Genomic DNA, 20431 nt, shown 5'->3' with positions numbered 1-20431 from the left:
ACCCAGATCAGCATCGCCGGCCGGCTGCTGGTCTTCCTGCCGCAGGACAACCACATCGGCGTCTCGCAGAAGATTCCGCCCGACCTGCGCGACGCGTTGCGCGGCCGCATGCAGGCGCTGATCGAGGCCGCCGCGGCGGCCGACAGCGGCGGCGTGGTGCCGGCCAACACCGGCGGCTTCATCCTGCGCACCAACGGCGAGGATTCGAGCGACGCCGAGTTGGCCGAGGACATCGCCTACTTGCGCAAGACCTGGACCCGCATCCGCGAGCTGTCGGCGCGCATGCCGCCGATGTCGCTGCTGCACCAGGACCTGAGCCTGCTGCAGCGCGTGCTGCGCGACATGACCAGCGAGGACACGCAGACCCTCCGCATCGACTCGCGCGAGCAGTTCGATTCGCTGCTCAAGTTCGGCCTCGAGTTCATGCCGCAGGCGGCCGGCAAGCTGCAGCTGTACAAGGGCGAGCGGCCGATCTTCGACCTCTACTCGATCGACGAGGAGATCGCCAAGGCGCTCGGGCGCAGGGTCGACCTGAAGTCGGGCGGCTACCTGGTGGTCGACCAGACCGAGGCGCTGACCACGGTCGACGTCAACACCGGCGGCTTCGTCGGTGCGCGCAACTTCGACGACACCATCTTCAAGACCAACCTCGAGGCCGCGCAGGCCATTGCGCGGCAATTGCGGCTGCGCAACCTGGGCGGGATCATCATCGTCGACTTCATCGACATGGCGCGCGACGACCACCGTGAGCAGGTGTTGGCCGAGTTCCGCAAGCAGCTCGCGCGCGACCGCGTGAAGACCACCGCCGGTGGCTTCTCGCAACTGGGCCTGGTCGAGATGACGCGCAAGCGCACCCGCGAATCATTGGCCCACATGCTGTGCGAGCCCTGCCTGGCCTGCAACGGGCAGGGCATCGTGAAGACCGCGCGCAGCGTGGCCTACGACGTGTTGCGCGAGATCCTGCGCGAGGCGCGGCAGTTCACGCCGCGCGAGTTCCGCATCGTCTCGTCGCCACAGGTGATCGAGTTGTTCCTCGACGAGGAGAGCCAGCACCTGGCGGGCCTGAGCGACTTCATCGGCAAGCCGATCTCGCTGCAGGCCGAGCCCGCGATGGGCCAAGGCCAGTACGACATCGTGTTGTTATAACTCGCCCCCAGGTTGGCTCACTGCGTGTAGCCGCCCACCCCCGACCGGGGGCAACACCAGCGGCCTGGCAAAGCCAGTTCCGCGGTGTTTCACCAACGGGCCTGGCTGCGCCGGCCATAGTCAGAGGGTCGCGGCTTGTCCGGGTGGCGCCGTGCGGATGGCGTTGGTCTGCAGCCGCGCGTAGAGGCCGTCGAGCGCCATCAGCTGTTCGTGCGTGCCGTGCTCGGCGATGCGGCCATGTTCCATCACCACGATGCGGTCGGCATGCTGGATGGTCGACAGCCGGTGCGCGACGATCAGCGTCGTGCGGCCCTGCATGAGACGCTGCAGCGCCTCCTGCACCTGGCGTTCGGATTCGGTGTCGAGCGCTGACGTGGCCTCGTCGAGCAGCAGGATCGGCGCGTTCTTGTAGAGCGCCCGCGCAATGGCCAGTCGCTGGCGCTGGCCGCCCGACAACTGCGTCGCGTTGTGGCCCAGCACGGTGTCGATGCCCTGCGGCAGGGCCTCCACATGCACCGCGAGGTTGGCGGCAGCGACGCATTCGAGCACCCGGTCGCGGTCGATCGCCGCACCCAGCGCCACGTTCGCCGCCAGGCTGTCGTTGAGCATCACCACGTCCTGGCTGACCATGGCGAACTGCGCGCGCAGGCTCGCGAGCTGCCATTCGCCGACCTCGTGGCCGTCCAGCAGCACTTCGCCGGCGCTGGGCAGTACGAAGCGCGGCAGCAGGTTGACCAGCGTCGTTTTTCCTGAGCCTGAAGGGCCGACGAAGGCGACCACCTCGCCGGGCTCGATCGCGAGGCTGACCCCATCGAGCGCACGCGCCTCGTCGTCACCGCGGTAATTGACGCGCACCCGGCGCAATTCGATGTGGCCGGCCGCGCGTTCGAGCACGAACCGGCCCTGCATTTCCGAGGGGACCTCGTCGATCAGTGCGAGGCCGCGTTCGAGCGCCGCCAAGCCGCGTGTGATCGGATTGGCCATGTCGGCGAGGCGCCGGATCGGTGCGATCAGCATCAGCATCGCGGTCACGTACGAGATGAAGCCGCCGACGGTCAGTCCCTTCTCGCCGGCCTGCCAGAGCGCGATCATCACGACGATCGACAGCGCGAAGGCGGCAAAGAGCTGGGTGAGCGGGGTCATCGCGGCCTGGGCGATGGTCGACTTCACGGCCAGGCGATTGAGGCTGTGGCTCAGCCGCTCGAAGCGCTCGCTCTGGCTGGCTTCGGCACGATGCAGGCGCACCATCCTGTGGGCGAGCACGTTCTCCTCGACCACGTACGCCAGTTCGTCGGTGGCGTGCTGGCCGAGGCGCGTCAGGTGGTAGAGCCTCTTGGACAGCACCTTCATGATCCAGGCCACGCCCGGCACCATCACGCCGACGATCAGCGTGAGCTTCCAGTTCAGGTAGACGAGGTAGAAGAGCAGCGCGACGGTCACGAAGCCGTCGCGCGACAGGCTCAGCAGCGCCTGCACCAGCAGCATCGCGCCGGTCTGCACCTCGTAGACCACCGTGTTCGACAAGGTGCTGGCCGACTGGCGCGAGAACAGTCCCAGTTCCGCTTCGAGCAGGCGCTTGAACAACATGCGCCGCAGTCCCTGCATGCCGTCGTTGGCGATGCGCGCCAAGGCGTATTGCGAAATGAACTGCGCCACGCCGCGCACCAGGAACAGCAGGATGATCGCGACCGGCACGATCCACAGCGCCAGCTGTCCGCGCGTGAAACCGCGGTCGAACAGTGGCTTCAGCATGGCCGCCAAGAGAGGTTCGGTGAGCGCGGCGACCGCCGCGGTCACGATGCCCACGGCCCACCAGCGGCGCGAGCCACCGAACCAGGTCATCAGGCGCGCGAGTCGTCGCGTCAAGGGGGGGCGCACCGTATCGGCGGCGGGGGAGGGCTGCATGGCGGCGCATTCTACGGCGCGCATCCTGTAGGACCGGGCCGGTTCATACACGTTTTGTGACGGCAGGGCCATCGCAAGATGTACTATGTGAGGTGTTTTATCCGAGACAAGAAACTTAATCCTCGGAAACCTCTCCGAACTGCATGAAAAAGCCGTTGCAAGACTTTCCCCCAACCCCTTCTTCATCGTTCTTCGGCCGCCGCACCTTGATTGCGGCCCTCGCCGCCTCCCCCATGATTCCCGCGCTGGCCCAGTTTCGGGTCGAGGTGTCGGGTGTTGGCGTGACGCAGCTGCCGATTGCGATCGCTCCGTTCCGGGGCGAAGACTCGTCGCCGCAGAAGATCTCGGCGATCGTGCTGGCCGACCTCGAGCGCAGTGGGCAGTTCCGGGGCGTCGACGCCTCGGGCCAGGCACTCGATGAAGGCTCGCGTCCCGACCTCAGCTTCTGGCGCCAGCGCACCGCCGATTCGCTCGCGGTCGGCAGCGTGACACGGCTGGCCGACGGCCGCTTCGACGTCCGCTTCCGCCTCTGGGATGTCGTGCGCGGGCAAGACCTCGGCGGCCAGAGCTACACGGTCCCGCAGGGTGACCTGCGATTGGCCTCGCACCGCATCGCCGACTACATCTACGAGAAGCTCACCGGCGAGAAGGGCATCTTCTCGACCCGCATCGCCTACGTCACCAAGGGCGGCACGCGCTACACACTGTGGGTGGCCGACGCCGACGGCGAGAACGCGCAAGCGGCGCTTGCCAGTCCGGAGCCGATCATTTCGCCCTCCTGGTCGTCGAACGGCAGCCAGTTGGCCTACGTGTCCTTCGAATCGCGCAAGCCCGTGGTCTACGTGCACAACGTGGCCAGCGGCCAGCGCCGACTGGTGGCGAACTTCCGCGGCTCCAACAGTGCGCCGGCCTGGGCGCCGGACGGCGGCACGCTCGCCGTCACGCTGAGCCGCGATGGCGGCTCGCAGCTCTACACCATCTCTTCCAGTGGCGGCGAGCCCCGCCGGCTGACGCAAAGCAACAGCATCGACACCGAGCCGGTCTACTCGGCCGACGGCGGCACGATCTATTTCGTCAGCGACCGCGGCGGCGCGCCGCAGATCTACAAGATGGGCGCCGGTGGCGGCAACCCGACCCGGGTCACCTTCAGCGGAACCTACAACATCTCTCCGTCGGTCAGCGGCGATGGCCGGTGGTTGGCCTACATCTCTCGCGTGGGTGGCGGGTTCAAACTCCACGTGATGGAACTGGCGACCGGCAATGTGCAGGCGATCACCGACACCACGGCCGACGAGAATCCCAGCTTTGCGCCGAACAGCAAATTGATCGTCTATGCCACCAAGCTCCAGGGCCGCGAGGCGCTGATGACGACCACGCTGGACGGGAAGATCAAGGCGCGGCTGGCGGGGCAGGCGGGGGACATTCGGGAACCGGACTGGGGTCCGTTTCAAAAGCAATGATTAACTTGAGGAGTTCGAAATGTTGAAACGTACGATTTATTCGTTGGCCATCGTGGCGTTGATCGCCGGTTGCTCGTCGGGCACCAAGCTGAACGAGACGCCGGTGGTCGACCGCGGCGCGGGCCAGGGCTCGGGCGGGGCCGCCAGCGGCGTGGCGCCGGTGACCATCGATCCCAACGCTCAGAACGCGCAGGGCCCGGTCGGTGTCGCACGCATCATCTATTTCGACTTCGACAGCTACACGGTCAAGCCCGAGTTCCAGACGGTGATCGACGGTCACGCACGCTTCCTGAAGGCCAATCCGAACCGTCGCGTGTCGATCGAAGGGCACACCGACGAGCGCGGTGGCCGCGAGTACAACCTGGCGCTCGGCCAGAAGCGCTCCGAGGCCGTGCGCCGCGCGCTGGTCCTGGTCGGCGTCAACGACGTGCAGATCGAGGCCGTGAGCTTCGGCAAGGAGAAGCCGGCGGCGCAGGGCAGCAGTGAAGAAGCCTGGGCGCAAAACCGCCGCGCCGAGATCACCTACCGTTGATGATGCGCGGCCTATCATTGCGCGGCGCCGCCGTCGCAGCCGCCTTGCTGTGCGCTTCGCTGGGGGCGCAGGCCGCGTTGTTCGAGGACGACGAGGCGCGGCGCGCCATTCTGGATCTGCGTCAGCGGGTCGAGACCATGCGCCAGCAGGCCGAGCAGCGACAGAGCGAGGAGAGCGCGCAGTTGCGGCGCAGCCTGCTCGAGCTGCAGAACCAGATCGAGCAGATGCGCGGCGATCTGGCGCGCATGACCGGCCAGAACGAACAGCTCACGAAGACCGTCACCGATCTCCAGCAGCGGCAGGCGGATGTCGACACCCGCGCCAAGGGCAACGAGCCGTCCAAGGTCGCGGTCGACGGGCGCGAGTTCAATGCCGATCCGAAGGAGAAGGCCGATTTCGACGCTGCGCTCGGCATCTTCCGCGCCGGCCAGTTTGCGCAGGCGCAGACGGCGTTCGCCGAATTCGTCAAGCGCTACCCGCAAAGCGGGTACAACGCCTCGGCGCTGTTCTGGCTCGGCAACGCGCAGTACGCGACCCGCAACTACAACGAGGCCATCGCCAACTTCAGGTCGATGCTGTCCCTGGCGCCCGACCATGCGAAGGCGCCCGAGGCCGTGCTGTCGATTGCGAATTGCCAGATCGAACTCAAGGACACGCGGGCTGCCCGCCGTACGCTCGAGGACCTGACCAAGGCCTATCCGCAATCGGAGGCGGCGCAAGCCGGCCGCGAGCGGCTGTCGCGACTGCGGTAGCCGCGCTTGAGCACCATGACCCCAGTCGTTGCCGCGGACGACGCCGACCTGGCCCGCCGCTTCGGCGGCTTGGAGCGCTTGTACGGCGTGGCGGGCGCAGCGCGCATCCGCGACGCGCACGTGCTGGTGGCAGGCATCGGCGGGGTCGGTTCGTGGGCGGTCGAGGCGCTGGCGCGCAGCGGGGTCGGTCGTCTCACGCTGATCGACCTCGATCACATTGCCGAGTCCAACATCAACCGCCAGATCCACGCGCTCGACTCGACCGTGGGCCAGGCCAAGGTGGAGGCGATGCGTGACCGCATCGCTCACATCAATCCGGCTTGCCGGGTGTTGGCGCTCGATGAGTTCGTCGAACCGGACAACTGGCAGGCTTTGCTTGGAACCGCCGAAGCCAAGAACGGGCCGGTGAGCGCCGTGCTCGATGCCTGTGACCAGGTGAAGGCCAAGCTCGCGATGGCGGCCTGGGCGCGCGAGGCGGGCGTGGGCTTCGTCACGGTTGGCGCGGCCGGTGGCAAGCGGCTGGCGCACAAGGTCGAGATCGAGGACCTGGCATTGGTCACGCACGATCCCTTGCTCGCGCAGTTGCGTCAGCGGCTGCGCAAGGCGCATGCGGCGCCGCGCGAGGGCCGAAAGATCGGTGTCTCCTGTGTCTTCAGCCGCGAGAGCGTGGCGCCACCGGATGCCTCCTGCGCGATCGAGGGCGACGGCTCGCTGAACTGCCATGGCTACGGCTCGGTGGTCAGCGTGACCGCCACCTTCGGCCAATGCGCCGCCGGATGGCTGCTCGACCGGATTGCCCGAAACGGCACGCTATAATTTCAGGCTTTGCCGGATTCGATGCCGGTAAGGGAAAGACTGGTATCTGGTATGGGACGTTAGCTCAGTTGGTAGAGCAGCGGACTTTTAATCCGTTGGTCACAAGTTCGAATCTTGTACGTCCTACCAATGATGACGGGGGTTAGCCGGTAAGTGCCTGCTAACCCTTTTTCATTTCTTATCGACCGTGTCGCGATCTGTGTCGCGATCCGTCCGATGTTGCGATTGGTGCTGGAGGACTTCCTTGTTACATTCCGTAGCGGCCCGCCTTAACCAATCGGAACTGTGATGAACGTCGCTTCCAACTTCGGCTTTCTCAAGCAGCACGATCCGCTACTTGCCGATCTTGGTGCGACGGCGGAGCGGATATTCGCGCACGACCCCGCCAGTGCGGTGCTCAAGCTTCGCCTGTTGGCCGAGGCGTTGACGGAGGAGATTGCAGCGCGCTTGGGTATTGCGCAGCAATCCACGCAAGCCGATCGCCTTCGAGCCGTAGATGCGCGCATGGGGCTAGACCCGCAAGTTGCCCAGATGTTCCATTTGCTGCGGCGTACAGGCAATCAAGCGGCGCACGATCCTGCACACCGCATCGGCTATCGCGAAGGCCTTGACGCCCTCAAGGTGGCCCGCGAGTTGGCTGTTTGGTTCCACCGCAGCTTCGGCGGCGATGTTGACTTCAACCCCGGCAAATTCGTCCTGCCAGACGATCCCAGTCGCAAGCTCGCCGATTTGCACGAACAAGTGGCCAAGCTCGAAGCTGATTTGGCCGCCGCGCACGCGGCGAAGGGGGCTCGCGACGAACTGACGCAGCTCCAGGCCGCACAGGCCGAGCAGGAGCGCGAGATGGCCCAGCGGGCCCAAGAAGAACGCGAGTTGTACGAAGAACTGGCCGAGGAGGCCAGCCGCAACTACGCGGAACTCAAGCGGCAGTTCGATGCGCACATGGCAGCTTCGGAGCGGCAGGCCAGCGCCGATGAAGTGAGTACCTTCGCGCGGCGTTCGCAGATCGCGGCGAAGAAGGTGCACCTCGACGAAGCCGCTGCGCGCCAGATCATCGATCAGCAGTTGCGCGATGCGGGGTGGCGCGTGGACAGCGTGGAAATGACGTTCGCGAGGGGCGTTCGCCCTGTGCGTGGCATCAATCAGGCGATCGCCGAGTGGCCCACGGCCGATGGCCGCGCCGACTACATGCTGTTCGCGGGTATGACGCCGGTGGCCGCTGTGGAAGCCAAGCGGCAGATCATCAACGTGGCGGGCAAGATCGGTCAGGCCGAACGCTACGCACGCGCCCTGCAGCCCGATGATTCCGCCTGGACCATCGAAGGCCGGTCAGATCCTTGGCCCGACGGGCAGGGCGGCACCTTCCGTGTGCCCTTCGTCTATGCCAGCAACGGCCGCCCGTTGGTCAAGCAGAGCCCCGAACTCAGCGGGACTTGGTTTCGTGACGCGCGTCATCCCTCGCACGTGGCGCGCGCGCTCCAGGGCTTTCACACGCCGGAAGGGTTGCTCGACCTGCTCAAGCGCGACAGGGAAGCCGCCGAGGTCCGCCTGCGCGAAGAAGGCTTGGGCTACTTGCATTTGTGGCCCCATCAGGACAAGGCCATCGAAGCCGTGGAGGCGGCGCTGGCCGACGGGGCCACGCAGGCGCTGCTGGCGATGGCCACCGGGACGGGTAAGACGCGCACCGTCATCGGCCTCATGTACCGGCTGCTTAAGGCAGAGCGCTTCCGCCGCATCCTGTTTCTCGTTGACCGCACCGCGCTGGGCGATCAGGCCATCGCGGCCTTCGACGAAGCTCCCTTAGAACAGAGCCTGCCCTTGTCCAGCATCTACAACGTCGCCGAACTTGGCGACATGTCGGCCGAAGCAGAAACCCGCGTGCAGGTGGCCACGGTGCAGGCGATGGTGCGGCGCATCTTCGGAAGCGATACCCCACCGGCGGTCGATGCCTACGACTGCATCATCGTGGACGAGGCCCATCGGGGCTACGCGCTGGATCAGGAAATGACCGAGGGCGAGCAGGCTCTGCGCGATCAAGCACAGTACCTCTCGGCCTATCGGCGTGCGCTCGACTATTTCGACGCTGTGCGCATCGGCCTCACTGCCACGCCGGCGAAGCACACCACCGAAATTTTCGGGCGTCCTGTCTACACCTACAGCTACCGCGAAGCTGTGGCGGACGATTGCCTGATCGACCATGAGCCGCCCATCCGCTATGAGACGCTGCTTAGCAAAAAGGGCATTCAGTTCGCGAAGGGCGAGAAGGTCGAGGCCATCAACCTCGGCACCGGCGAAATCGAAAGCGCGGAACTTGACGATGACTTGGATTTCCAGGTCGATAGCTTCAACCGGCGTGTCATCAACGAAGATTTCAATCGCGTCATCTGCGAGCAACTTGCTCGTGAGATCGATCCCCTGGGCGAAGAGAAGACCCTGATTTTTTGCGCCACGGATGCCCACGCCGATATGGTCGAGCGGCTGCTGCACCAAGCCTTTGGCGAACTTTACGGTGAGGGATACAACCAAGCTGCCGTCAAGAAGATCACCGGCGCATCCGACAAGGTCAAACAACTGATCAGCCGCTTCAAGAACGAGACCTTTCCAAGCATCGCGATCACTGTTGACCTGCTGACAACGGGCATCGACGTGCCGGCGATCTGTCATCTGGTCTTCCTGCGMCGCGTCCGCTCGCGCATCCTTTACGAGCAGATGATCGGGCGGGCCACGCGGCGCTGCGATGCGATCGGCAAGACGGTCTTCAAGATTTACGACCCGGTCGATCTGTATGCGTCGCTCGAAGCCGTCAACACAATGCGGCCGCTGGTCAAAGACCCAAGGGTCACGATCGAGCAACTACTCGATGAACTGAACAACCCCGACAGCCTTCAAGCGCCGGGCAGCGCGGCCGGGCGTACCCATGCGCACGAGGTACTTGACCAGCTCAATCAGAAGCTCATGCGGGTGTTGCGCAAAGCCACGCACAGCGCAGAAAAGCGCCCGCGCCTAAAGGAGCGGCTCGCGCAACTTCAGCAACAGTGGGGCGTGCCGCCCGACCAATTGCACCAGCACCTGCACAAGCTCGGGGAAGCGCAAGGCCCGAAGGCGGCTGCCGATTTCCTGCGAAGCAACACGCGCCTGCTCGTACAGCTTGCCGAAGTCGAAGAACTACTGGGCACGGCCTACATGCCCATCCTCTCCCAGCACAGCGACGTGCTGCAGGCGCGTGATCAAAGCTGGGGTGCCTATACCCGGCCGGAGGATTACCTTGACGGCTTCGGCCGCTTCATCCGCGAGCAAATAAACCAATCGGCCGCGCTGGCGGTGGTGGTTCAACGTCCGCGCGACCTTACGCGCGAACAACTCAAGGAGGTGCGCCTGTTGCTCGATGAACACGGCTACAGCGAAGCGAACCTGAAGTCCGCCTGGCGCACCAAGAGCAATCAAGATATCGCGGCCAGCATCCTCGGCTACATCCGTCAGGCCGCGTTGGGCGAGGCGCTGGTGCCCTTTGAGCAGCGCGTGACGCAGGCCATGCAGACCATCTACGCCGCGCACGCCTGGACCCCGGTGCAGAAGGGCTGGCTCGCACGGCTGGCGAAGCAGCTCACGCACGAGGTGGTGCTGGATCATGGTTTCGTCAATAGTGCCTTTGTGGGCCATGGCGGCGCGAAGCAACTCGACAAGCTGCTTGGCGGTAGGCTCGACAATGTGATGCTCGATTTGGCCGAGCGGATTTGGCCCTTGGCCGCGTAAGCGTGCCCTAGAACTCTTTTTTTTCTTCCCCCTGTTTCCATGACCCCCAACGACATCGTCCAGAAGCTCTGGAACCTCTGCGACGTGCTTCGCGACGACGGCATCAACTACAGCGATTACGTCACCGAACTGGTGCTGCTCCTCTTCATAAAAATGGAGCACGAGAACCAACAAAGCGGCATCCTGGCAAAACACCGGCTCCCCGAGTACGCGCGCTGGAACAAGCTCTCGACATTGAGCGGGCTGAACCTGCTCAATCACTATCGCGAAACCCTGCTGAAGCTCAGCCAGCATGCCGACCCGTTGATCGCAGCCATCTACGCTGATGCGCAAACCCGGATCAAGGAGGCTCGCCACCTGGAGCAGCTCATCAAGAGCTTGGACGGCATCGACTGGTACAGCGCCGAGAAGGACGGGTTGGGCGACCTCTATGAAGGCCTGCTCGAAAAGAATGCAGGCGAAACCAAGAGCGGCGCGGGCCAGTACTTCACGCCGCGCCCGCTCATTGACAGCATCGTGGCGCTGGTGCAGCCCAAGGCAGGTGAAACCGTGCAAGACCCGGCAGTTGGTACGGCCGGCTTCCTCATCGCGGCCGATGCGTACATCAAGGCCCGTACCGACGATCTGTTCGACCTCAATGACCGAGATCGCAAGTTCCAGCGTCAGAAGGCCTTCCTCGGCATGGAACTGGTCAGCGACACGCGCCGCCTCGCCCTCATGAACTGCCTCCTGCATGGCATCGAGGGCGACGCCCATGGGGTGGTGCACTTGGGCAACACGCTCGGCAGCGCCGGCAGCGCTTTGCCGAAGAGCAACGTCATCCTGAGTAATCCGCCTTTCGGCACCGCCAAGGGCGGCGGCGGCCCTACGCGCGACGATCTCACCTTCGCCACCAACAACAAGCAACTGGCTTTTCTGCAGCACATCGTGCGGCATCTCAAAGACGGTGGCCGCGCCGCTGTGGTGCTGCCCGACAACGTTCTGTTCGAGGCTGGCGTGGGCGCGGATGTGCGGCGTGACCTCATGGACAAGTGTCGGTTGCACACCATCCTGCGCCTGCCCACAGGAATTTTCTACGCGCAGGGCGTGAAGACCAACGTCCTCTTTTTCGAGAAGCTGGGGCAGGGTGCGACCGGCAGCACGCAGGAGGTCTGGGTCTACGACATGCGCGCGAACGCGCCCAAATTTGGCAAGCGGACGCCTCTTACGCGCGAGCATTTCGCGGCCTTCGAGCAGGCATTTGGCGAGGACGCCAATGGTCACAGCGCGCGCGTCGACCAGGGTGACACGGGCCGGTTTCGCCGGTTCACCCGCGCCGAAGTATTGGCACGCGGGGACAGCTTGGACATCAGTTGGCTCAAGGACGATAGCGCGGAAGGCGCAGGGGAACTACCCGAGCCGGCGGCGTTGGCGAGGGAGGCGATCGAGGAAATGAATGGCGCGTTGGCAGAATTGGAGGCGATCCTGGCCGAGTTGGGCGAGGAGGCGGTGCAATGATGCCATTGCCTTCAGGTTGGACATTGAGATCCATCGATCAACTTATTAGCCTCAATCCGAAAACGGATGCGCCAACTGACACGAACGCGGGCTTCTCGCCAATGCAGGCGCTTGGCAAGCGCTTTCTCGCGCCACTTGCCTTTGAGCTCCGACCGTGGGGTGAAATAAAAAAAGCCTACACCCACTTCGCTAATGGAGATGTACTGCTGGCAAAGATCACGCCGTGCTTTGAGAATGGTAAAGCCGGCATCGCTCGAAATTTGCCAAACGGTATTGGCGCGGGCAGCAGCGAATTTTTCGTTTGTCGTCCAAAAGACCTGTTGGTGGACGCGCGTTATCTACTCGCATGGTTCAGCACAGACAGTTTCCGTATTCGAGGCGCCGTCAATATGACCGGCTCTGTGGGCCACAAGCGGGTGCCGAAGGACTTCGTTTTGGGGGATATTATTCCGCTAGCCCCGTTTGCAGAGCAGAAACGCATCGCCGACAAACTCGACATCGTGTTCGCCCGTGTGGACGCCTGTAGCGTCCGCCTTGCGGGGGTCGCCCCGCTGCTCAAACGTTTTCGCCAATCAGTCTTGGCCGCCGCGACGTCAGGTGAGTTGACAAAGGATTGGCGCGTAGGTGGCTCACCTGTATGGGAGACAAAACCGCTGGACAGCCTTTGCCTTGCGGTTTCGGATGGACCCTTTGGGTCGCACTTGAAATCGGATGACTATGTGTCCGAGGGAGTTCGGGTCGTGCGCCTGGAAAACATAGGCCATCTGAATTTCGATCGGACCAAAGATACGTACATTTCGGCTGACAAGTACAAAACGCTGCTACGGCACACACTAGTGTCGGGCGACCTATTGTTTTCATCCTTTGTTGATGAAGAAGTGCGCATTTGCGAATTTCCGGGCGATCTCGGGGTGCCTGCAATCAACAAAGCAGACTGCTTTTGCCTGCGCGTTGATTCAACGGTATGCGATCGTCGTTTTCTGGCATTTCGATTGGCTTGTAAAACGACGTATGAAGCGCTTAAGGCAAAAGTGCACGGCGCCACAAGGCCGCGAATCAATCTGCGCCAACTTCGGAGCTTTGAGGTCAAGCTGCCTTCCATGGCGGAGCAAGCCGAAATAGTGCGCCGCGTCGAGAAGCTGTTCGCGTTCGCCGACCGCCTCGAAGCTCGCCTGTCCCAAGCCCAGACGGCCGTCGATCGGCTGACCCCCGCGCTGCTGGCCAAGGCCTTTCGCGGCGAGCTTGTGCCGCAGGACCCGGCCGACGAGGCGGCTGGTGCACTGCTGCAGCGCATCGCTGCGCAGCCTGCCGAAGCGCCAGCCCGGCGCGGGCGGCCTCGGCGCGCCGCCAGCGTGGCGTAATCGAGATCCTTGGCGCGGCGTCCGAAGGCAAGCGAGGAATGCGTCCACCGGGGGGAGGGCGCCAGAAAAGCCTCTGGCGCCGTCACCAGGCGCGCGTTGATGCCGGCGCCGTGGGTCTGGCCTCGCGCCGGTTGCGCGGCTCACATCGGCCCCGGATGCATGCACCGCCGGGCAGGCCTGGCGCTAGGTCGACGTCGTCGATTGATCGCAGCGCGCGGCGCTCATGCACGGGTTGCGCCGCGTGCGAGCGAGACTCAAACAGCAGCCCGCGCGTGCCGCCGGTAGAAGGCCGCGCTTCCTTGACATAGTGCCGAGTTGCGTTGCTTCGCCGCGACAAAAAATATTTCGGCCCCGCTAAGTCCTTGAGGCAGTGGTCCTTTTTTTTGAACGTGCCTCATCTTTGATGTACGTTGCGGCGCGGTGAGACGTGAGGGTGTGGAACGACCTTGGACGGCGAGGTACGCTCGCGGTGCTCCGCAAACAACGAGGCCCTCGGGTCAGGTGGTGGAACACCTGAAGAGGGCCTCGCGCGGCAAGCTCCTGATGTGGAGTGCCTCAACAAATTTGATGCATGTTGTTGTTGCATTCTATCCAGGCGCGGGCCAGCGGGGCAAGACCAACCTGCCAACCTGAAAGTGCACCAATGCCCAACGCTGCCCATCGCGCCTGCAAGCCCCGCGCCGCTGCCCCCGTCGTTCAGAAACCCGCGCCCATCATGGAAACGGTCGCCTCGGTGGGCGCACGCCTGTCCTGCGGCCGCACGACCGTCTACCGCCTGATCCAGGCCGGCAAGCTGCGCACCGTGAAACTGAGCGCGCGCGCCGTGCGCGTCGTCTCTGCCGACGTCGAAGCGCTGCTGAACCAGCCGGCCGCGCACTAAGCCCTCGCCATCTTGCTCATGACCGCGAGCCCCTGGCCTGGGGCTGGTGTGCTCGTGCGTGCGCGTCGCATGCAACGCGGCTCGCCTAGTCGCGTACGTGCGTTCCCGGTCGCATGTGTTCGCACCGCCTGGTCGTGACAACAAGCTTCGACTGTTCCAACGAAGGAGCCATAAATGGCAAACGATCTCGAAACCGTGTTGACGGCGGCCCGGCTGGTGCCGGAAACCCGCCTGCCTCGCGAAGCGGTCAAGGTGCTGCTCGGCGTCGGTTCGACCAAGCTGCACGCCCTGGTGCGCGACGGCAAGCTCGCCCCGCCTGTGCGCCAGGGCACCCGCTGCAGCCGGTGGGTTGCTCGCGACGTCTTCCGCTTCCTGGCCGAACAGGAGAGCGCCGCCCCCTAAACGGAAAAAGCCTGCCCGGCGCGAACCGGACAGGCCTTCCTTGATGCTTGCAGCCCCAAGCGACAAGCGCCCCTACCAGAGCGCATTTTCGCGTCCCGGATTGCCGGCTGCAAGCGACCCCTCGATTTTTCTCGACGGATTGCAAGATGCAAACCAATACTGCCCCCCTCGTGCTGCCTTCGGCGCACTTCGCGATCATCCGCCGCGCGCCCGTTGCGCCGACGCAGGCCCACGGCGCCCCCACGCGCCGCGCTGGCTGCCCGAGCCTCGCTACCCCCTTGCCGCGTGTCTGCGCGGCTGCATGCAGCCCTGGCGCGTTCCTGGCGGCTCGGATCGATGGCGCCGCCGCCCTGGTGCGCACCGGGCCCTGCAACGCGCCGCCGGGCTGCAACGCCCCGCCGCGCCCGCTGGTGCCGCCGCGCTGGGGGTGGAAAGCGTCTTGCCCTGGCGTCGAAGCCCGCGCGCGAGGTGCGGCATGAGCGCGCAGGCCGGCCTCCCCCAGGCAGTCATCGACGCGGCGCGCGCCGTAAATCTGGTGCAACTGATGGAATCGCGCGGGTACGACCTCAAAAAGATCAGCGAAGATGAATGGCGCTGCTCTTGCCCATTCCACGAGGAAAGCACGCCTTCCTTTGACGTGAATCCGACGAAGGGCGTCTTTCTCTGTCGTGGGTGCGGCGCGGGAAAGGGCAAGCGCGGAGCCATCGATTTGCTGATGGCGCTTGATGACACGTTGGTGTTCAAGGATGCGGTGACGCAGCTTGGTGGTGCGAACGGAAGCGCTGTCAACGTGCAGCGTCCGCGTGTCGCCTCGAACAAAGCGGCGGTGACGACCAGTGACCTGGTTCCTGTCGTGCCGGTGCCTCCGGATGCGCCCGCTCCACCGAATACACGGCGCAAAGAGGTCGATGGCGAATGGATCGATCAGCCTTTTTCGTCACGCTACGAATACCGCAACGTCGAAGGTGACTTGGATTTCTTCATGGATCGCTACGATTACGGTCCCAAGAAGAAGGACTTTGCACATCTCAGTCTTTGGATCGACCAGTCCACCGGCTTCATGCAGTGGCAACGCAAAGCCCGTCCTGGGTTGCGGCCCCTGTTCGGAGCAGAGTTGTTGAAGGCGAACCCAGACGCAAACGTGTTTCTTGTGGAGGGCGAAAAGGACACCCTGGCAGCTCGTGAGTTGATCAAGTCCAGCAAGCTGGATGACAAGCTCATTGCGCTGGGCTGGGCTGGCGGCACCAACGGGTACCCCTCGACTGACTTCGGTCCGCTCAAAGGCCGTCGCGTAGGACTCGGTCCCGACGCCGACGAAGCCGGCAAGCAGGCCATGCTCGCGATCGGCCGCCTGCTGAAAGGTATCGCGGCAAGCGTAAGGTACGTGCAGCCGCCGGTAGGGGTGCCTAAGGGCTGGGGCCTTGCCGACGAGCCCCCCGCGGGCTTCAATTTTGAAGCCTTTCTCCGCTCCGGCGTGCCCTTCGCCGAATTCGAAGCAAGCCTCGAAGAGGACGCGAATGCGCTGGCCGCGGCCGTGATTTCGCCCGAGCCGTTCAAAGCGCCCCAGGCGCCCGCTGCGGCCCTGCCTGCGCCTCAGGAATCGGGCGAGGCGGGGTCGGGGGCGGCTGGGCAGGTCGAAGTGATGGGAGTGGCGTCTGCGGCCGTGGCGGACACGCCAAACCCCGAGCCTCAGCCCATTGCCGCTTTTCAGGTCATCGCCCCGCCGGAGTTCAGCGAAGACGCATTGGCACTCGACTATGTAGCCCGAGCGGCCAATTTTCGCTGGAGCCCGGGGCTCGGCTGGATGATCGACAACGGAGTGACGTGGTCCCGCGACGTGAACCTGCAACGGTACGACTTGGCTCGGCGGATTTGCCGCGCCGCGGCAGATCAATGCGACGACGACGGAGAAGCAAAACGAATCACCTCCGCCCGAACGGTAAACGCAACGCTGGCTCTCGCACAGGCGGACCCCGCATTGGTCGTGCCCGCGTCCCTCTGGGATGCTGACCCAATGCTCCTCAATACGCCTGGGGGGGTGATCGATCTGCGCACGGGAAAACTTCGCGAAAGAGGAATCGAGTTCATCACGCAGGCAACGAGAGTTGCGCCCGATTACACGGGTTCGTGCCCATCGTTCCACGGGTTCATGAGCGGAGTGTTTCTTGGCGACCGTGACCTCATCGAATGCATGCAGCGCAGCATGGGGTACTGGGTGACCGGCGACCGGCGCGAGCAGGTGATCCATTTTCTCTACGGCCTTGGCGCCAACGGCAAGAGCGTGCTGACGGAGTTCATGCAATGGCTTGCTGGCTCTTACAGCGTAAAGCTGCAGGCCAGCGCGTTGATGCAGGCGAGGGGCGAGCGCCACCCGACCGAACTCGCGCAATTGCGCGGCAAGCGACTTGCCGTGAGTTCCGAACTCGACGAGAACAGCTTTTTCAACGAGAGCTTGATCAAGGAACTCACGGGTGACGACACGTTGAGCGCTCGATTCATGCGAGGGGACTTTTTCGAGTTCACGATGACGCAGAAGCACGTAATCGTCGGCAACTTCAAGCCGCGCCTGCGCGGCGGTGACCCCGCGATCGCGAGGCGAATGCTGCTGGTGCCGTTCAACGCCAGCTTCAAGGGCAAGGATCGTGACCCGCGAATGCTGGAGAAGCTAAAGGCCGAGGCGTCTGCGATCCTCGCTTGGATCATCGAGGGTGCCATGAAGTGGCATGTCGATGGCTTGGCCGTGCCCGCTAGCGTGCGCGATGCATCGAGCGAGTACATGGCCGATCACGATGATCTGCAGCAGTGGGTTGACGCCTGCTGYGAACGGAAAGGCGAATCGGCAGCCAACGACCTGTACCGTAGTTTCAACAACTGGAAGAAGGATCGCGGCGAAATCCCGCCGAGCCAGACAACGTGGGGCTCGCGCCTGACCGCCTTGCCCGGCATCACCAAACGAAAATCAAGCAGCATCAAGTATCTGGGTGTCCAGCTCACGGACCACGAGAACCGACGGCTTGGCTGGCGCGGCTGATCGAAAGTTGGGAGGGTTGGGAGGGTTCGTTGATTTGGGGCGTAGGGGGCCGGCTTTGGGAGGGTTTTGTAGTTTGCGACGTACACGCATGCATTCAAACAAATATTCGCCCGTCCTCCGAAAGCGCAAGCTCCCCTACGTCTGAAATGGCTCGACCTTCCCAACCCTCCCAAGTTCAGATCGTGCGCCCGCCGGGCCGCCGCACATACACGCGCAGGGTGGCCCGGGCCACCACTAAAAAAAACCGCGCGCGAGACCGGCGCCCGAGACGACGGTACAGTCCGCGACCCGCTGTGGTGGCGGGTAGGAGGCGGTATGTGGTTGGTGACGGAGTTCGGGTTCTTCTCGGTGGTGCAGAAGCCCGGCGATGCCGAAGAAGGCATGTTGACGGTTCGCGCTCGGGTGCGCGGCGATCTTGAAGCGCTCGGCCGGCGGTACCTGCCGACCATGGGGCCGATCAAGGCCTCGAAGGTGACCGACTACCGGTTCCGGGCGCGGGCGCCGCGCGCAGCGGTCGCATCGGCTATGGCGCTTGCGATCGAGGGCATCAAGTACGACAACATGAAGGCTCGGGTGCGGGAAACCCAGGGCCCGGCGCGTGAGGCGGTGCTGCACGACGTCTGGCATGCGCTCTATGCGCTGCAGCGGCCATGACCCTCTGGCATCCGCGCCCAGACGACGCCGGCAAGCCGGTGCCAATCCACAAGCCGCACGCGCCGTCGCCGCTGGCCGCTTGGGGCGATCCGCTGGCGGCCGCGTGCGCGGTGCCCGATGGTGCGGTGCCAGGGGTGCTGAACGGGCTCGCCCTGGYGCCCTGGCTCGATGCACCGAACGACGCCGGTGGCTGGGAGGCGATCGCGGCCACGATGCCGATGGTTGAGCCGCCCTTCGATTGCCCGGATGGCCTCAAGCCGGCGGCCGGCGCCCTGGTCGTCGAGCCCGATGGACGCGCGTGGTGCGTCGCCCCGACTGGTGGCTTCGGCGGCCACGAGTTCACGCTGCCGAAGGGCCGAATCGACGGGCGCAGCCTCGCCGCGACGGCGCTGGTCGAAGTCTTCGAGGAAGCCGGCGTGCGCGCGCGCCTGATCGCGTTCCTGTGCGACGTTTCGCGAAAGGAGACCTACACCCGCTTCTTCTTGGCCGAGCGCATCGGCGGCTCGCCGGCCGACCTGAGTTGGGAGTCGCAAGCGGCCCTCCTCGCGCCGCTTGCAGTCCTGCGCAACATGCTCACCCATCTCGGCGATCAGGCTGTGCTCGACGCCTTCGAGGCGGGGCGGCGTTGACGTGCGCCACCCGATAGCTGTGGGGTCGGCTCGTCTTGATCGCCAAACGCACCTCCCACGGATCGCTATGCTCTCGCTTGGCTCCGACCCCGTTCCCGCCTGTCTGCGCGCAACGACTGCGGCCACCAGCTAGCKGACCTTGAGAGCTGAAATGGCACCAGCCCGCACTCCGTTCATCGCTTCGAACTGAAGCAAAATCGCCTGTGCGAGTCTTGGCGGGAGCAGCGTGCCAAACGTGATTCGTCGCGATCTAACAGTATGAGAACTTAAATGCTAAACATTGTTTGGGGCTCCAACAAAGATAAACCGGAAGCAGCGAAAGCTCTCGCTGAAGTTTTGTCTGCGGACGCTTTCCACGCCGATGGCTATCTTTACATCGGCTATCCRATCATTGGATCGCCTCTAGGCCCAGTGAAATTCGACGCTCTTCTGCTCAGCAGGCAATTCGGCCTAATCGCATTTGATCTTGTTGAAGGGGTCGAAGTCGGAGCTTTCGAGAATCGACTAGACGAAATCGCGTCAATGCTGGATGTAAAGCTTAAGCCTTATCCAAGCCTGAAAAACGGTCGCCATCTCAAATTCCAAATCAACACGTTCACTTTTGCTCCCGCTAAGAAAAATATACCGCCTTCCGATGACCCGTACATCTTTACCAATCGAGAAAATTTATTGGCGTCTATCGAAGCCTGTGAGGGATTGTCGGCTGAAGTTTTTCCGCACGTCCTGGCAGCGATTCAAGTCGTAACCTCAATTCGGTCAGGCAAATCAAAGCGAGAGCCAAAAAATCCAACGTCGCGAGCGGCGCGACTCAAATCGGTTGAAGACTCGATTGCAAACCTAGACCAACATCAGTCTCGTGCAGTCATTGAAACAGTCGACGGAGTACAGCGAGTTCGCGGGCTAGCGGGCTCAGGAAAGACAATCGTTCTTGCCTTAAAAGTCGCATACCTACATTCCCAGAACCCGGATTGGAAGATCGCTGTCACCTTTAATACTCGATCGCTTAAAGATCAATTCAAGCGACTAATTAATAGTTTTACGATTGAACAGACGAGCACGGAGCCTGACTGGGAAAGAATCGATATTATTAATGCTTGGGGTGGCCCTGGAGACAAAGAGCAGGACGGTGTTTATCACAAATATTGCCGCGAACAGGCATTGAAATTTTTGGATTTTGGAACGGCAAAGACAAAGTACGGGTCTGACAATGCTTTTCAGGGCGCGGTCTCGGAGGCACTTAAATATGAAGGCCCCATCAAGCCTTACTACGACCTGATTCTCGTTGACGAAGCCCAAGATTTTCCGCCGGAGTTCTTGCGGTTATGTCATCGCTTCCTTTCAAGTCCCAAGCGGCTGGTGTACGCCTACGACGAGTTGCAATCACTCACTGGGAATTCCGTTTTGCCTCCGGAGGAGCTTTTTGGCCGAGACTCCGACGGAAAGCCGCTTGTGAATTTTGATTCTTCAGATACAGCGATTCCTCGTCAAGACATCATCCTGGAAAAATGCTACCGAAATCCCCGTCCAACTCTCGCCACGGCTCATGCGTTAGGGTTCGGAATCTATCGAGAGAGAGGATTGGTTCAATTTTTTGATCAAGACACGCTATGGAC

15 protein-coding genes and 1 tRNA gene are annotated in these 20431 nt (G+C 63.3%); 15 read left to right on the top strand and 1 reads right to left on the bottom strand.

Features of this window, described 5'->3' with window-relative positions; all coding sequences use genetic code 11:
* The coding region (locus tag AC1D2E_RS29235) for an Rne/Rng family ribonuclease (protein WP_478200644.1) at nucleotides 1–1146 on the top strand (1146 nt) is incomplete at its 5' end.
* Nucleotides 1147–1266: 120 nt separating this feature from the next.
* On the opposite strand, the gene msbA is transcribed toward AC1D2E_RS29235, so the two are convergent.
* Nucleotides 1267–3051 (bottom strand): lipid A export permease/ATP-binding protein MsbA, encoded by a 1785-nt coding sequence (msbA, locus tag AC1D2E_RS29230; protein WP_478200643.1) that lies wholly within the window; start codon nucleotides 3049–3051, stop codon nucleotides 1267–1269.
* 233 nt (nucleotides 3052–3284) lie between these two features.
* Between msbA and tolB the strand changes: the two genes are divergently transcribed.
* From tolB to AC1D2E_RS29160, 14 genes are all read left to right on the top strand, one after another.
* Nucleotides 3285–4511, top strand: coding sequence for a Tol-Pal system beta propeller repeat protein TolB (gene tolB, locus AC1D2E_RS29225; protein ID WP_478200642.1), 1227 nt, complete (start codon nucleotides 3285–3287; stop codon nucleotides 4509–4511).
* Between the two features lie 19 nt (nucleotides 4512–4530).
* Nucleotides 4531–5043, top strand: a complete 513-nt coding sequence (gene pal / locus AC1D2E_RS29220; RefSeq protein WP_478200641.1) for a peptidoglycan-associated lipoprotein Pal — start codon at nucleotides 4531–4533, stop codon at nucleotides 5041–5043.
* Nucleotides 5043–5795, top strand: a complete 753-nt coding sequence (gene ybgF / locus AC1D2E_RS29215; protein WP_478174166.1) for a tol-pal system protein YbgF — start codon at nucleotides 5043–5045, stop codon at nucleotides 5793–5795. The genes pal and ybgF overlap by 1 nt, the downstream gene beginning before the upstream one ends.
* Before the next feature lie 15 nt (nucleotides 5796–5810).
* Complete coding sequence (locus AC1D2E_RS29210; RefSeq protein ID WP_478200640.1) at nucleotides 5811–6611, top strand: tRNA threonylcarbamoyladenosine dehydratase; 801 nt, start codon at nucleotides 5811–5813, stop codon at nucleotides 6609–6611.
* A gap of 53 nt (nucleotides 6612–6664) precedes the next feature.
* Nucleotides 6665–6740 (top strand) — tRNA-Lys (locus tag AC1D2E_RS29205).
* Between the two features lie 159 nt (nucleotides 6741–6899).
* Nucleotides 6900–10364 carry a type I restriction-modification system endonuclease gene (gene hsdR, locus AC1D2E_RS29200; RefSeq protein ID WP_478200639.1) on the top strand — a complete coding sequence of 1155 codons (3465 nt, stop codon included), beginning with the start codon at nucleotides 6900–6902 and terminating at the stop codon, nucleotides 10362–10364.
* A 39-nt stretch (nucleotides 10365–10403) separates the two neighbouring features.
* A complete protein-coding gene (locus AC1D2E_RS29195) occupies nucleotides 10404–11861 on the top strand; it encodes a class I SAM-dependent DNA methyltransferase (RefSeq protein WP_478200638.1) in 1458 nt (485 codons plus the stop codon).
* Nucleotides 11858–13222, top strand: a complete 1365-nt coding sequence (locus AC1D2E_RS29190; protein WP_478200637.1) for a restriction endonuclease subunit S — start codon at nucleotides 11858–11860, stop codon at nucleotides 13220–13222. The genes AC1D2E_RS29195 and AC1D2E_RS29190 overlap by 4 nt, the downstream gene beginning before the upstream one ends.
* Before the next feature lie 643 nt (nucleotides 13223–13865).
* Nucleotides 13866–14102, top strand: coding sequence for a helix-turn-helix transcriptional regulator (locus tag AC1D2E_RS29185; RefSeq protein ID WP_478200636.1), 237 nt, complete (start codon nucleotides 13866–13868; stop codon nucleotides 14100–14102).
* Nucleotides 14103–14276: 174 nt separating this feature from the next.
* Complete coding sequence (locus tag AC1D2E_RS29180) at nucleotides 14277–14504, top strand: helix-turn-helix transcriptional regulator (RefSeq protein ID WP_478200635.1); 228 nt, start codon at nucleotides 14277–14279, stop codon at nucleotides 14502–14504.
* Between the two features lie 475 nt (nucleotides 14505–14979).
* Nucleotides 14980–17535 carry a phage/plasmid primase, P4 family gene (locus AC1D2E_RS29175; RefSeq protein ID WP_478200634.1) on the top strand — a complete coding sequence of 852 codons (2556 nt, stop codon included), beginning with the start codon at nucleotides 14980–14982 and terminating at the stop codon, nucleotides 17533–17535.
* Between the two features lie 321 nt (nucleotides 17536–17856).
* Complete coding sequence (locus AC1D2E_RS29170) at nucleotides 17857–18189, top strand: hypothetical protein (protein ID WP_478200633.1); 333 nt, start codon at nucleotides 17857–17859, stop codon at nucleotides 18187–18189.
* Complete coding sequence (locus AC1D2E_RS29165; protein WP_478200632.1) at nucleotides 18186–18818, top strand: NUDIX domain-containing protein; 633 nt, start codon at nucleotides 18186–18188, stop codon at nucleotides 18816–18818. The genes AC1D2E_RS29170 and AC1D2E_RS29165 overlap by 4 nt, the downstream gene beginning before the upstream one ends.
* Before the next feature lie 270 nt (nucleotides 18819–19088).
* Nucleotides 19089–20431: DEAD/DEAH box helicase (locus AC1D2E_RS29160; protein ID WP_478200631.1), on the top strand; the 1343-nt coding region annotated here is incomplete at its 3' end.

The organism is Variovorax sp. P1_H2, assembly GCF_056405295.1.
The sequence above is the reverse complement of the archived record's forward strand: the minus strand, read 5'-3'. Positions and strand labels throughout refer to the sequence as shown.

Bases quoted from the DNA above. Each gene is read 5' to 3' on its own strand.
- pal (WP_478200641.1), top strand. From the start codon at position 4,531: ATGTTGAAACGTACGATTTATTCGTTGGCCATCGTGGCGTTGATCGCC.
- AC1D2E_RS29195 (WP_478200638.1), top strand. From the start codon at position 10,404: ATGACCCCCAACGACATCGTCCAGAAGCTCTGGAACCTCTGCGACGTG.
- AC1D2E_RS29210 (WP_478200640.1), top strand. From the start codon at position 5,811: ATGACCCCAGTCGTTGCCGCGGACGACGCCGACCTGGCCCGCCGCTTC.
- AC1D2E_RS29180 (WP_478200635.1), top strand. From the start codon at position 14,277: ATGGCAAACGATCTCGAAACCGTGTTGACGGCGGCCCGGCTGGTGCCG.
- AC1D2E_RS29185 (WP_478200636.1), top strand. From the start codon at position 13,866: ATGCCCAACGCTGCCCATCGCGCCTGCAAGCCCCGCGCCGCTGCCCCC.
- ybgF (WP_478174166.1), top strand. From the start codon at position 5,043: ATGATGCGCGGCCTATCATTGCGCGGCGCCGCCGTCGCAGCCGCCTTG.
- tolB (WP_478200642.1), top strand. From the start codon at position 3,285: ATGATTCCCGCGCTGGCCCAGTTTCGGGTCGAGGTGTCGGGTGTTGGC.
- msbA (WP_478200643.1), bottom strand. From the start codon at position 3,051: ATGCAGCCCTCCCCCGCCGCCGATACGGTGCGCCCCCCCTTGACGCGA.
- AC1D2E_RS29190 (WP_478200637.1), top strand. From the start codon at position 11,858: ATGATGCCATTGCCTTCAGGTTGGACATTGAGATCCATCGATCAACTT.